This is a genomic window from Pseudomonadota bacterium, from assembly GCA_018817425.1.
Classification (GTDB): domain Bacteria; phylum Desulfobacterota; class Desulfobacteria; order Desulfobacterales; family RPRI01; genus RPRI01.
The window spans coordinates 56,714-71,949 of the sequence record JAHITX010000127.1; the positions used below are offsets into that span (position 1 = coordinate 56,714).

At 44.9% G+C, this 15,236-nt stretch carries 8 protein-coding genes; all 8 read left to right on the top strand.

From position 1 onward, the window contains the following. Positions 1 to 180: 180 nt before the first annotated feature. Positions 181 to 651, top strand: coding sequence for a 4Fe-4S dicluster domain-containing protein (locus tag KKC46_21325; protein ID MBU1056343.1), 471 nt, complete (start codon positions 181 to 183; stop codon positions 649 to 651). A 12-nt stretch (positions 652 to 663) separates the two neighbouring features. Beyond that, positions 664 to 3,711: a CoB--CoM heterodisulfide reductase iron-sulfur subunit A family protein gene (locus KKC46_21330; protein MBU1056344.1), complete on the top strand. Its 3,048-nt coding sequence runs from the start codon at positions 664 to 666 to the stop codon at positions 3,709 to 3,711. A gap of 12 nt (positions 3,712 to 3,723) precedes the next feature. Next, positions 3,724 to 4,488: a hydrogenase iron-sulfur subunit gene (locus KKC46_21335; GenBank protein MBU1056345.1), complete on the top strand. Its 765-nt coding sequence runs from the start codon at positions 3,724 to 3,726 to the stop codon at positions 4,486 to 4,488. A 28-nt stretch (positions 4,489 to 4,516) separates the two neighbouring features. Then, on the top strand, positions 4,517 to 6,178 hold the full coding sequence (locus tag KKC46_21340; GenBank protein ID MBU1056346.1) for an FAD-dependent oxidoreductase: 1,662 nt from the start codon (positions 4,517 to 4,519) through the stop codon (positions 6,176 to 6,178). Between the two features lie 17 nt (positions 6,179 to 6,195). Beyond that, positions 6,196 to 7,056, top strand: coding sequence for a hypothetical protein (locus KKC46_21345; GenBank protein MBU1056347.1), 861 nt, complete (start codon positions 6,196 to 6,198; stop codon positions 7,054 to 7,056). Positions 7,057 to 7,264: 208 nt separating this feature from the next. After that, positions 7,265 to 9,001: an aldehyde ferredoxin oxidoreductase gene (locus tag KKC46_21350; GenBank protein ID MBU1056348.1), complete on the top strand. Its 1,737-nt coding sequence runs from the start codon at positions 7,265 to 7,267 to the stop codon at positions 8,999 to 9,001. 658 nt (positions 9,002 to 9,659) lie between these two features. Continuing rightward, the gene (locus tag KKC46_21355) at positions 9,660 to 11,390 is read left to right on the top strand and encodes a ShlB/FhaC/HecB family hemolysin secretion/activation protein (GenBank protein ID MBU1056349.1); all 1,731 of its coding nucleotides are present in this window, start codon (positions 9,660 to 9,662) and stop codon (positions 11,388 to 11,390) included. Between the two features lie 9 nt (positions 11,391 to 11,399). Then, on the top strand, positions 11,400 to 15,236 hold a 3,837-nt coding region (locus KKC46_21360; protein ID MBU1056350.1), incomplete at its 3' end, for a filamentous hemagglutinin N-terminal domain-containing protein.

The window sequence follows — 15,236 nt, forward strand, 5'->3', positions numbered from 1 at the left end:
GCTCAAATTTTAATCCTCGAAATACCCTATGTATTCCTGTGGTTAAGGTTTTCGCCTGCCTTAAGCTTGACCAAATTAAAACGTTTTGAGACTGGCTCAATAAATATGTAAAACGGGCAAGTTTTTAAATTGGCCCGCTTAAGAGAATTACCTGATCAATATTAAGAAAGGGGTAGATAAGTGGAAGCAATAGAGCTCAATAAACTTGACTCTCAGTTTAAGTTTGACGTAGCGGCCCATCCGGGTGGCAGCGGACTCACAGCATGTTTTGCCTGTGGAGCCTGCACCGGAGGCTGTCCGGTATCTGAGGTTGATCCGGCGTATGATCCCCGAAAGATCATTCGCATGGTGCTTCTGGGAATGAAGGAAAAAGTACTTTCCTCTGATCTTATATGGCTTTGCGCCATGTGTTATAACTGTTCTTTTCATTGCCCCCAGAACGTACAGTTTGTTAAAGTTATGGGGGTTTTAAGGGAAATGGCGGCACAAGAAGGATATGTCAAACCTTCTTTTTTAAATAATATGGATGAGATTGACAGGTTTTCTCAGGATCTTCGACATCAGCTGGTTATCTCTATTGTTAAAAGAAAATCAGAAGACTTTACTATTGATCCAAAAGAGTTAGTAAAACAGATTTCCGATAAATTTTAAGGAAAAATGATTATGAGTTCGAATATTGAAAAGATCGGCGCTGTAATGGTAGTGGGCGGAGGAATTACCGGTATCCAGGCTTCTCTTGATCTTGCTGAACAGGGCTATATGGTTTATTTGATTGAAAACAGCCCGGCCATCGGTGGAGCTATGGCTCAGCTTGACAAAACCTTTCCTACCCTTGACTGTGCTATGTGAATTTTATCTCCCAAACTCGTGGAGTCTGGAAGATATAGCAACATCAAGATTATAGCAAATGCCAAAGTTGAAGCTTTAACAGGACAGGCTGGAAATTTTAATGTAACCGTTCTTAAAAGACCGCGATATATAGATGAAGATTTATGTACTGCCTGCGGTACATGTGTGAGCTATTGTCCGGTAGAGATGCCTGATTCATATAATGAAAATCTGGTTAATAACAAATGCCTTTATATTCCTTATCCGCAGGCGGTTCCGGCTTCATATGTGATAGATCCCAAATATTGCCTTTTTCAAACAAAAAACGAATGCCGCCAGTGCGAGCAGGCCTGCAAGGATCTTAAGGCGATAAAGCTTAACCAGCAGGAAGAACATATTGATATACAGGTAGGTTCAATTATTCTTGCCATTGGGTTTGATGAATTTGATGCAAGAAGAAAAAAAGCCTATGGCTATGGTGAATATCCTAATGTAGTTACAAGCATAGAACTTGAAAGAATGCTTTCCGCATCCGGGCCTTTTCTTGGTAAAATCACGCGCCTGTCTGACAGAAAGCATCCGAAAAAAATTGCTTTCCTGCAGTGTGTCGGAAGCCGGGATGTTGAAACAAACTCCTATTGTTCTTCCGTTTGTTGTACCTATGCCGTTAAAGAAGCAATGGTTGCCAAAGAACATGATCCGGATGTTGATATCACCATATTTTATATGGATATAAGAACCCAGGGTAAAGGCTTTGAAAGTTTCTATGAAAGAGCAAAAACCAAATTTGGCATTAAATTTGTAAGAAGCCGTCTGGCCTCAATGGAAAGAATACATGAGTCTGAAAACCTCTTGTTTAAGTTTGTTACAGAAGACGGTAAACATCATACAGAAGAATTTGATATGGCTGTTTTATCTGTTGGGCTTGAGCCTTCAAGAACAGCAAAAGAATTAGCTGATACATTAGGCGTTAAGCTTAATAAAGAAGGTTTCTGTCAAACCAATGAGTTTTCTCCCATAAGCACCAACCGGGAAGGGATCTTTGTTGCCGGCGCCTTTCAGTCACCCAAGGATATCCCGGAAAGCGTTATCCAGGCGAGCGGATCGGTTGCATTGGCATCCGGGCTTTTATCGGAAGTCCGGGGCACGCTGGTTGAGGAAAAAGAATGTGTTGCCGAAACTGATTTAACCGGAGAAGACCCGCGCATAGGGGTTTTTGTCTGCCACTGCGGAGTTAATATTGCAGGGGTTGCCGATGTAAAAAAAATAAGGGAATATGTAGAGACTTTGCCCGATGTAGTATATGCCGAGCAATCCATGTATGCCTGTTCCAAGGACAACCAGGATAAAATAAAACAAATAATAAAAGAACATAATCTAAACCGGGTGGTAGTGGCAGCCTGCACTCCACGTACTCATGAGCCTCTTTTCCAGGAGACCATAAGAGAGGCCGGATTGAACCGCTGTCTTTTTGAAATGGCCAATATCCGTGACCATTGTTCCTGGGTACATGCCAATGAACCCCGGTTGGCAACTGAAAAAGCCATTGATTTGTTAAGGATGGGAGTAGCTAAAGCAAGGCTGTTATCTCCTTTAAAAGAAGAGTCTGTTCCTGTAACACCAAAGGCTCTGGTAATCGGAGGAGGATTGTCCGGAATGACGGCGGCACTTTCTATAGCCGATCAGGGATTGGATTGCGTATTGCTGGAAAAAAACAAATCGCTTGGCGGCAATCTGCAAGGAATTTTCTATACTTTAAGTGATAATGACCCACAGAAACTGTTAAGAGATACCATTGAAAAAGTTACAAACCATTTAAAGATAAAAGTTTTTACTGAAACGGATATAAAGGAAGTAACAGGCTATATCGGCAATTTTTTAACCAGGTTTTCTGCCGGGGAAAAGGAACAAACAATTTCTCACGGTGTAATTATTGTGGCTACCGGGGCTTATGAATATGAGCCGAAGGAATATCTATACGGAGACAACGAAAGTGTAATCACACAGCACAGCCTGGAAGAAAAACTGGCCTCAAGAAATTTCAGTTCTGATGAACTTAAAGATGTTGTAATGATTCAATGCGTTGGTTCAAGAACAAAAGAAAGACCTTATTGCAGTAAAATATGTTGCAGTCAGGCTATAAAAAATGCCCTGAAAATTAAGTCGATAAAACCTAATTCCAATGTTTATATTCTTTATAAAGATATTCGGGCATATGGTTTCCGCGAAGAGTATTACAGAAAGGCCAGAAACGAAGGTATAATTTTTATCAGATATGATGACGACAATCTGCCGGTTGTAAAAGAAGAAAACGGCGAGTTAAGAGTTGAGGTTTTTGATCCTATATTAGGAGAAAATATCTTAATCTCTCCTTCCCTCCTGGCTTTGAGTGCGGGAGTGGTTCCGGGAGACAATGAAAGTATTTCGAAATTACTAAAAGTTCCTTTAAATGTCGAAGGTTTTTTCCTGGAAGCCCATGTAAAGCTTCGTCCGGTTGATTTTCCGACCGATGGAATTTTTGTAGCAGGCCTTGCTCACTCTCCCAAGCCTATAGACGAGACTATTGCTCAGGCTCAGGCAGCGGCAGCCCGTGCGGCAATCCCGTTAACCAGGGGCTATGTAATGGTTGAGCCTGTTGTAAGTATTGTTGATTCCCAAAAATGCTTTGGCTGCGGAATATGTGAATATTTATGTCCATATGGTTCGATCAAGGTGACATCTGTTGAAGGTGAAGATAAGGCTCAAAGTATTTCAGCATCCTGTAAGGGTTGTGGTATTTGTGCTTCCAAGTGTCCCAGGCAGGCAATCACTATGGGAAGGTTTACAAATGAACAGATCATCGCTCAGATTGATGCGTTTTCTTTAGCAACGAGTGATGTGTAGAGAGGTTTATATATGAGTTTTGAACCGAAGATTCTCGGTATTTTATGTAACTGGTGTGCTTATGCCGGAGGTGATCTGGCAGGAGTTTCCCGAATTCAATATCCTCCCAATATGAAAGTGGTCAGGGTTATGTGCACCGGAAGAGTAGACCCGGAATTTATTATTGAGGGCTTTCTTGTCGGTTGTGACGGTATCTGGGTCGGCGGCTGACATATCGGAGAATGCCATTACCAGTCTGGTAATGAAGAAGCAATCAATATGGTGGATGTAGCAAAAAGTATTATAAGCCATATTGGAATAAACCCGAAAAGGCTTTTGCTGGATTGGGTTTCAGCTGCAGAGGGCCCACGTTTTGCTCAACTGGTAACCGATTTTACCAATCAATTAAGAGAACTGGGGCCTTTAGACGAAGATGCGAAAAACAATAATGGAAATTTGTCGCTTAAACTTAAAGCCGCTAAAAATGCAGTTAGCAATGAGAAGTTAAGATGGGTTGCAGCCAAACAAACCGAATTCAGAAAAGATGGAAACAAATATGGCGAAGTATTTACCGATCAGGAAATCAAAAGGATGGTAGATGGTGTCGTTATTGAGGAAATTGATCTTTGCCAGATTTTATTGCTTTTAGAGCAGGAAAATTTATCTGTTAAAGAAATTTCTCAACGACTTGGGATATCTTCTCCTAAGATAATGGAACAGATGCTTGGTTTAAGAAGAAAAGAGATTATTAAAATCGCTGAAATAAGGGGCAGGTCTCCCCTTTATGCGCTACAATAAGCATGAAACTTAAAAAGGAAGTAAAGTAGTGGAAGGGAAAAAGGTACTCGTTATTGGAAGCAGTCTATCCGGTATTCAGTCCGCTCTTGATATGGCTGAAGAAGGTAAACTTGTCTATCTTGTTGAAAGTGCACCGGGATTAAGCGGAGAAAAATTATTCCCGGTTGATTATTCTAAACATAAAACTCCTTTTGTCTCTTCCAAATGGGAGGAAGCAAAAAAACATCCGAATATCCATATTATATCCAATGGAGTTATAGAAGATGCCCGGAAAGAAAATGGAAGTTTTAAGATAAAAATTAAAAAGACGGCTTTGCGGGTATTGGAAGACAAGTGTAATGACTGCAAGGAATGCATAAAAGTTTGTCCGGTTAACTTACGTGATGATTATTCCAACGGGCTTGGCTTAAGAACAGCTGTCGATTATTTTAATCTGGAAACAAAATCTTACGGTATTATAAAAGAAAGGCCCATATGTGAGGAAACCTGCCCGGTTCATTTAGATGTTCGGGGTTATGTGGGTTTGATAGCAGATGGCAAGTATAAGGAAGCATTAAATCTAATACGCGAAAAGCTGCCGTTTCCGGCTACGATAGGAAGGATATGTCCCCATCCCTGTGAAGAAAAATGCAACCGCGCAAAAAAAGATGCCCCTCTTTGCATTCGGGATCTGAAGCGATTTGTAGCCGACGCTGAAATTGAAGCCGGTTATGATGAAATCATAAAAAAAGCTAAATCCAATGGTAAAAAAGTAGCCATAATCGGTGCCGGACCGGCTGGACTTGCCTGTGCTCATGATCTTGCGGTATTGGGTTATGGGGCCGTGATATTCGAGGAACTTCCGGTTGCCGGTGGAATGCTCGCAGTAGGCATTCCAAAATACCGCTTGCCCAGAAATCTTTTGAACAAAGAGATAGATATTGTTACAAAACTTGGAGCCCAAATAAAGACCGGTATCCGCATAGGAAAGGACATGTCGGTTGATGACCTTTTTAATCAGGGTTTTGAAGCTGTTTTTATTGCAGTTGGAGCACATAAGGGCCAGAATTTAAGAATTGACGGGGAAGATACAACAGGTGTTGTTTCCGGTGTCAAATATCTTCGCGACCTTAATCTTGGAAAAGAAGTGCAGTTAGGTAAAAAAGTCGCAGTTATCGGCGGCGGAAATGTGGCTATGGATTCAGCCCGATCTTCTCTTCGTTTTGGAGCAAAGGAAGTATCAATCCTTTATAGAAGATCAAGAGAAGAGATGCCGGCAAGTGGTGAAGAGATTGATGCTGCCTTAGCCGAAGGCATTAAATTTGAATATCTGGTTGCACCTCAACAAGTACTTGTAGATAATGGGAAGGTTGCCGGCTTAAAATGCATTCGCATGCAACTGGGAGAACCTGATGCATCGGGAAGAAGAAGACCCGTAACCATAGAAGGATCAGAATTTGATATTGAGCTTGATATGATAATACCTGCTATAGGACAAAAATCCGACCTTTCGTTTCTGCCTGAAAATGACGCCGTGGAAACGACTAAATGGGGAACCATTGTTGCCGATTCCCGACAGTGTTGCACCAACAGGCAGGGAATTTTTGCCGGTGGTGATTGTGTTACCGGACCAAATATTGCAATTGAAGCGGTTGCAGCAGGGAAAAAAGCAGCTTTATCTATAGACGAATATCTGAGACGAATATCTTAAAGGAAAATAGCAATACCATGGGAGAAATACAGCAAAGATATATAATAGACTTTAATGACACTCATTGTAAAAGGCAGCATATGCCTGAACTGGAAGTCAAAGATCGTATAAGCAACTTTGAAGAAGTTGAGTTGGGCTTTAGTATCGAAAAAGCAAAAGAAGAAGCAAAAAGGTGTCTTAGCTGTCGCAGGTGCTTAGGATGCGGACTTTGCCTGGCGGTATGCCAACCCAAAGCGATAGTTTTTGAACAGGAAGATGACTTTGTTGAATTATCGATAGATGAGATCATTATCGCACCCGAAATGGTAAGTTCTACTCCAATGGTAAATGAATATATTAATATTATAAATGCTTTTCAATTTGAAAGCATGCTCTCATTAAATGGTCCTACAGGTGGAGTAGTTATGCGCCCATTTGATGGAGAGATTCCACAAAAAATCGCCTTTATCATAAATGGTAAAAGTGAAGGCGAAAATAATTATCTTGCTTCCTATGCCGTTTGCGAGGCTGTATTAGCTCTTCAAAAGGTGGAGGATTTGGCTGTATCCATCTTTGTTTCGGATAAGGAAAAAGTTATCAAGGCTCATGAAAATGAAATAACAGGTGGTATTACTATTGTGGAGGGCGAGATAAAAGAACTAAAGGAAAATGAAGAAACAAATAATCTTTTAGTTACATTTAATGAAAACGACCAAACAAAAGAAGAAGAATTTGATATGATAGTAAGAGTGCAATTACCGAAAAGTTCTTCTTATCTTAAAGATTTGAGTATGAAACTGGGCTTGAATATAAACGATAAAATACTTTTGGATACACCAAGCCCTTCCCTGACCGATACCTCCGTTCCGGACATCTTTTATACAGGTCTTGTGTTATAAATAATAATGGTAAGGGTTCAAAGGGCCAAGGATTCCAGGATTCAAGTGAAAGGCCCGGAGACAACCCTATCAGCTATGTTTATTTGACGCAAGACAACAGCAAAAACAACCACTTGAATCCTTGAACCCTCGAATCCTGGGCCCCTTTTTCCCAAATCATTGGGATAAGATCCAAATCGTTAAACCCAATAATGATGGGAGTTATATTATGGACAAGATATTAAGAATCAATATGGGAGAAGAAAAAGGCCCTTCTGTTGTAATTAATTCTCTTGGTGATTACGCAGGTCTTGGAGGAAGAGCCATGACTTCCGCTATAGTGTCAAAAGAAGTCCCTCCTTTATGCCATCCCCTTGGTGCAAACAACAAACTTGTAATTGCTCCGGGTCTTTTGAGCGGATCACTTGCTGCAATGTCGGGTCGTATTTCGGTAGGCTGCAAAAGTCCTCTTACCGGAGGCATAAAAGAATCAAATGCCGGAGGACAACCCGCCCAGGTTTTGGCAAGACTTGGTTATGCGGCTATTGTACTTGAGGGAAAACCTAAAGACGATACTCTTTATAAAATTATTATCAATAAGGATGGTGTAAAAGTAATTGCCGACAACAGCCTTAAAATGCTTGGCAATTATGATCTTATAGATAAGATAAAAAAAGAGTTCGGAGATAAGATCTGCTGCATATCGATTGGTTCTGCGGGAGAAATGAAGCTGTCGGCAGCTTCTATCGCATTTACCGATATGGAATTGAGGCCGACCCGCCATGCAGGCCGTGGCGGTACCGGAGCAGTAATGGGCGCAAAAGGTGTAAAAGTTATTGTGTTAGATGATGCGGGCATGCAAAACAGGAGTCCAAAAGATCCTGAAAAATTTAAAGAGGCAAATAAAAATTTCGTTCAGGCGCTTAAAAAAAATCCCATTACCGGAAAGGGTCTTCCTGCTTTAGGAACCAATTCATTAATGAATGTAATGAATGAATCAGGAGGATTACCTACAAATAATTTCAAGGCAGGTAATTTCGAAGGTGCTTTGAAAATCAGTGGTGAAACACAGGCAGCAACAGAAAGCGCCCGTGGAGGTGTTGTCACTCATGGTTGTCACAGGGGATGTGTTATCAGGTGCTCAGGAATTTTTAACGACAAAGACGGCAATTATTTAACAAAGCAGCCTGAATATGAAACCGTGTGGGCACATGGTGCAAACTGCGGCATAGACGATCTTGATGCAATAGCCATGCTTGACCGTTTAGATGATGATTTCGGGCTTGATACCATAGAAATGGGAACAGCAATTGCTGTCGCAATGGACGCAGGTCTTGCAAAATTCGGAGATGCTGATGCTGCAATAAATCTTGTTAAAGAAGTTGGGAAAGGAACTCCACTTGGCCGAATACTTGGTAACGGAGCAACAGTAACAGGCAAAGTATTTGGTGTGGAAAAAGTCCCTGTCGTAAAGGGCCAGTCATTGTCAGCCTACGATCCTCGTGCAATTTATGGTATGGGCGTCACTTATGCCACAAGTCCTATGGGAGCAGATCATACAGCAGGAAATGCCCGTTTAACGAATTTTTCAGGTTTGGGAATTAAAAATGACTTAAAAAAACCTGATGGCCAGATAGAGCTTTCAAGAATATTGCAGATAGTAACTGCTGCGCTTGACTCAACAGGAATGTGTTTATTTATAAATTATGCAATTTTAAGCAAACCGGAAAATTTCCAAATTTTTATGGATCTTATAAATGGCTTTACAGGCCTTGATATGACAAAAGAAGATTTTATTGATCTTGGAAAATCCATATTAAAAAATGAAAGAGAATTTAACATAAAAGCCGGTTTTACTTCAAAGCATGACAGGCTTCCCGAATTCTTCAAAAACGAAACGCTTCCGCCCCACAATACAACTTTTATAGTTAAAGATGAAGAGCTGGATCAGGTTTATAACTGGTAATTTTGATTTTTCTATTTAAAATGGGAGAGGCTTTATAAAGTTCTCTCCCATTTTTGCTTCGTAAATGTGACTCATTATACTATATTTGCACAATATATGATCGGGAAAATCCGTTAAGAATCAATATGGGAGAAGAAAAAGGCCCTTCTGTTGTAATTAACCCTCTTGGAGATTACTCAGGACTTGGAGGAAGAGCCATGACTTTTCGCTATAGTGTCAAAAAAAGTCCCTCCACCTAAAAATGCCTGGCAATTATGATCTTGTGGACAAGATGAAAAAAAATTGGAGGTAAGATCTGCTGCATATCGATGGGTCCTGCAGGTATGTCAAATCGCTGACGTCATGCGCTTCTTTATGATAGATGATTTGTGTTTACCAAAAACATGAATTTGCATCATATATAAAATCATTCCTATCTTTCTGAAATAATAGTTATTTTCTATATCTTAAATATCCAATGTTATTTAAACAACTGGCACACAGATTGCTATACATCACATTTTGACAATTATAAATCACTATTCATGATGTGACACCGATCTTCTTTATGGTAAACATTAACAAGTTTTTTTTGATGTCGAGAAAATTTAAGTTTTACTATCTTCTTTCTCTGATTTTCGGCTGATAATGTTACTCTACGTCTACAAAAGAGGATAATATGAGATATTGTACTAAAATATTTTGTAGTATATGCATTGTTCTTTTAATATGCAGCACAGCTATGGCACAAACCCTGCCGGACGCAGGCATCCTTCTCCAGGAACAACGGCAGCCCGGCGCCATCCTGCCGGACAGTCTTCCCTCAGACCGTGAAAAGGAGGTTATGAGTTCTCCCATGATTGATTCCGGTGTCATGGTTTTTGTAAAGGGTTTCCGTTTCACCGGCGGTGATGGTATCGCAACAGAGGCCGAGCTTCAGGAACTGGTCAGGAACAGTATAGGCCTGGAACTTGGCTTTTCCGATCTGAGGAATCTGGCTTTTATCGTAACCAATTATCTGCGTGAGAAAAAGGGCTATCTTCTATCCAGAGCATACCTTCCCAAACAGGATATTACAGATGGCATCATCGAAATAGCCATCATTTCAGGCCGAACCGACGGGAAGGTAAAAATCAACATTAAAAAACCGGGAAGAATCAAGCCTTCCTTATTAGAAGGCATCGCCAACCGCGCCATTCCTTATAACAGCCCTGCCAGGATAGAACAAATAGAACGAGCAGTACTCCTCATGAACGACTTGCCTGGAATAAATGCCAAGGCATCCCTTGAGCCGGGCACAACTTCAGGTTCCACCAAGATCGTCATATACGCCGCTGAGGGGCCTGTCTTCAACGGCATCCTATCCGGCGACAACCATGGCGACCGCTACACCGGAGCTTATCGCAGCACCGGTGAGGTTTCAACCTATGACCCTTTCGGTCTTGGGGATCAGCTAAATCTTGCCTTCAGAGCGGCGGATCGCCTGACCCAGTGGCGGGTCTCCTATAAACTTCCCCTGGGGGCTACGGGTTTTACCTGGAACGTTGCTTCTACTGGCCTTGCCTATGAACTGGGCAAAGACCTTGCGGACCTCAATGTAAAAGGCTGGGCAGACAGCATCTTTACAGGTGCAAGCTATCCTCTGGTCCGAACCAGGAACGCAAGCATCCAGACCAGTATGGGATTCGAATACATGATGCTCGAAGACGAGGCCAACGGGGAACAAATCAGTGACAGGGAACTGCCTTTTGGCACATTTTCTGTCTCAGGCACCTTTTTCGATACCTTTCACGGCGGAGGACTTACAAACGCCTCCATTACTTTGACCGGGGGCGACGTGGACCTCTCGGGGCATATGGTCAGCAAAGTTAACGATGATGCCGGACCTGGTACACACGGCAATTTTATGCGGGGAACATATTCTCTTGCACGGCTCCAGCGTCTGACCCGGCAGATCACCCTTTACGGCGCTGCCAGGGGACAGTTGGCATCCGGCAATCTGGACTCCTCCCAGAAGTTCATACTGGGTGGGCCCACAGGTATCCGTGCGTACCCTGTAGGCGAGGCGCCTGGCGATGAAGGCCACGCCATTACCCTGGAGACAAGGTTTAACCTGCCATATATGCCATCCTGGGCAAACACACAATTAATAGGCTTTTTTGACGCCGGCTGGGTCAAGTTGCACAAAGACCCATGGCCGGGGTCTGTCACCAACGCCCGCAGCGATAACGAGTATCTGCTCTCCGGAGCAGGCGCTGGGATTATGATAGTAAAACCCGGCCGCTACAGCATGGGGGCATCCTATGCCCATAAGATCGGTTCTAACGATGGAAGGAGCTTAGCCGGTAATGATGCCGACAATTTAAGAGATAACGGGCGATTCTGGATCCAACTAGTGGTCTGGCTATAAGGAAAAAACATGCAAATACATTGCAAATCAGCGGTCGGAATATCGATAACGATCTTCTTAGTATCTGCCTTTATGGCCTTTACGGTATCGGCTTTTGCCACAGACCCAGCAACCCTGCCAACCGGCGGGCAGATTACGTTAGGCACTGGCAGCATAGCAAAAACCGGTAGCGCAATGACCATAAATCAGCAGACCGATAAGATGATTGCCAACTGGGATACCTTCAACATCGGCAAAAACGCCTCGGTTGCATTCCTGCAGCCGGGTGCATCCAGCGTGGCGCTGAATCGCATCCTTGATCAGAACCCCTCCAGGATATACGGCAGCCTGACTTCCAACGGTCAGGTGTTTCTGGTAAACCCCTCCGGGATATACTTTGGTCCCACCGCACAGGTGGATGTTGGGGGGCTTGTCGCCTCCTCCCTTAATATCAACAACAAAGACTTTCTTGCCGGGAGAAACGTCTTTGAGACCCCCGGTAATGCGGGCGCTATCCTAAATCAGGGGGATATCCGGGCCACTGGCGTAGGGTACATCGCATTTATCTCTCCGAAAATTACCAACGAGGGAACAATCACAGCAACCAGCGGCATGGTGGCTATGGCTGCCGGGGATAAAGTCAGCCTCGACTTCACCGGAGACAGCCTGGTGAACTTTACCATAGATAAAGGAACCGTTGACGCCCTCATCGAGAACAAAGGTCTCATCCAGAATGATGCAGGCACGGTTATCCTTAGCGCCGGAGCGGCAAACAGACTTACCAACGCCGTTGTAAACAACTCAGGTATCATAGAGGCCAGGACACTTGCGAACAAATCAGGCCGCATACTCCTTCTCTCTGATATGGAAACAGGTGAGACCATTGCAGGGGGGAGGCTGGATGCCTCGGCCCCCGACGGCGGCAATGGTGGTTTTATCGAGACATCAGCAGCAAAGGTGACAATACACGATGAACTCCAGATTACCACAAAAGCATCCAACGGAAAGACCGGCACCTGGCTTATCGATCCTGTCGATTTTACGATTGCCGACTCGGGTGGTGACATGACCGGCGCAGCGGCTTCAACGGACCTGGCATCCTCAAACCTTGAAATTCAAAGTACCGACGGCGGCACAGGTACAAACGGAGACATCTTTGTAAACGATACCATCAACTGGTCGGCTAACAAGCTCACCTTAAATGCCTACCGGAACATAGAGATCAAAAGCCAACTCAATGGCTCTGGAACCGCGCAACTGTCCCTGCTCTATGGTCAGGGAGCTGTAGCTTCGGGCAATACTGCTACTTACAGCGTCAACGCCCCTGTAAACCTGCCTGCCGGTGGAAACTTTTTTACCACACTGGGTTCTGACGGTACGGAGAAAAACTACACAGTCATCACGTCTCTTGGAGCTGAAGGCAGCACCACCGCCACTGATCTTCAGGGCATGGCGGGAAATCTATCAGGTTACTATGCCCTGGGGGGCAACATAGACGCCTCTGCAACCAGTGACTGGGATAACGGCGCAGGTTTTGCGCACATCGGCAAGTTTTATACACAATTCACCGGCATTTTTGAGGGGCTGGGCCATACCATTACAGGGCTCACCATCTGCCGCCCATCAGAAAGTCGTGTCGGTCTTTTCGGTTGTATGAACGGCAGGATAAGCAATGTGGGAATGGTAAACGGCGCGGTGACGAGCTACAGCTATATCGGCGGCCTGGTGGGGTACAACAGTGGAACTGTTACAAACAGCTACGCCACCGGCGTGGTTACGGGCTTCACAATTGTCGGTGGACTGGTGGGGTACAATTACTATGGAACTGTTACCAACAGCTACGCCACCGGTGCGGTGAGCGGTGCGATCAGCAACTACTTCGGTGGACTGGTGGGGTACAACTACTATGGAACTATTACCAACAGCTACGCCACCGGTGCGGTTACGGGCGTGAACTATGTCGGCGGCCTGGTGGGGAGGAATTATGGTAGTATCACAGCCAGCTACGCCACCGGTTCGGTAACGGGTGTGAACTATGTCGGCGGCCTGGTGGGGAGCAATGATGATGGTAGTGTTACCAATAGTTTCTGGGATACTGAAACATCAGGACGGTTATCCTCGGCTGAAGGCACAGGGCTTACCACCGCACAGATGATGCAGCAGGCTAATTTCAGCGGCTGGGATTTTACTGATACCTGGTGGATGAGCGAGGGCAATACCCGGCCATTCCTGCGCATGGAATATAGCACAAACATCACCAACGCACACCAGTTGCAGTTGATGGGGATGAACTCGACTACGTTAGCGGCAAGCTACACCCTTGCCGCCGATATCGACATGGCGGAACTCAGTCAGGTATCGGGCCTGTGGAACACAACGACAGGTTTTATCCCTGTGGGCAATTCTGCCAGCGGATTCACCGGTGCTTTCGACGGCCTGGGCCACACCATCACAGGACTCATCATCAACCGCCCATCAACCGAATATGCCGGTCTTTTTGGCTATATCAACAGCAATGGCAGTGTGAGCAATGTGGGGATGATCGGCGGTTCGGTTACGGGCGGCGATAACTATGTCGGCAGTCTGGTGGGGAGGAATTATGGCAGCATCACAGCCAGTTACGCAACCGGTTCAGTGACAGGCGAGGATCTTGTCGGCGGCCTGGTGGGGCAAAATCTTGGTAGCATCACAGCCAGCTACGCAACCGGTTCGGTTACGGGCGTGAACTATGTCGGTGGCCTGGCAGGGCATAATTTTTCTGGTAGCATAACAGGTAGCTACGCAACCGGTTCGGTTACGGGCGATAACTATGTCGGCGGCCTGGTAGGACAATTTTTTTCTGGTAGCATCACAAACAGCTATGCAACCGGTTCGGTAACGGGCGGCGATAACTATGTCGGCGGTCTGGTGGGGCATCACTGGTCAGGTAGCATTACAGCCAGCTACGCAACCGGTTCGGTGACGGGCGTGAGTTTTGTCGGCGGCCTGGTGGGGTTGAACAGTTCTGGTACTGTTACCAACAGTTTCTGGGATACGGAAACCTCAGCACAGTCATCCTCAGCTGGCGGCACGGGCAAGACTACCGAGCAGATGAAAGACCTTGCAACCTTCTTCAGCTCATGGGATATCGATGATGCAGGGGGCACAGTAAAGGTCTGGCGTATCTACGATGGCGACACCTATCCACTCCTGCGGAGCTTTATGATCTTGACTACCGCTACGATGACTGTAGATCCGGCCACAAAGGTATATGACGCAACCACGACGGTAACAGGCGGGTCTTATGCCTGGACAACTGCAATCGATACAAGCAAGATTTATGGCACTGCAGCATACACATCAGCAAGCAAGAATATAGGGTCACAAGTAGTTACTTTAAATGGCCTGTACTCCACTCAACAGGGATACGACATTGACACGACCAGCGGGTCAATTGCAATTACCGCCAAGGCAATCACCGGAATGGGTATCACGGCAAACAACAAGGTCTATAATGCAACCACTGCAGCAACCATTAATACGGATAGCGCCGCCATTACCGGCGGTGCGTCGGCAAACGATGATAACAAGTACTATACGGGTGATACCGTAGCTCTTGATACAGGTAGCGCATCAGGAACCTTTGAGAATAAGAACGTTGGAACAGGCAAAGTGGTTACTGTATCGGGCCTGGCTTTGAGCGGCGCCGATGCGGGAAACTACACCATAACCGATGCTTCCGGCGCAACAGCCAGCATTACAGCCAGGGCCCTTACCGCCGCCTATACCGGTACGAACAAGGTTTATGACGCCGCAACAACGGCAATAGTTACAGGATCATCCGACGACATTGTCCCGGGAGATACGGTAACCTTCGCCCAGACAGCC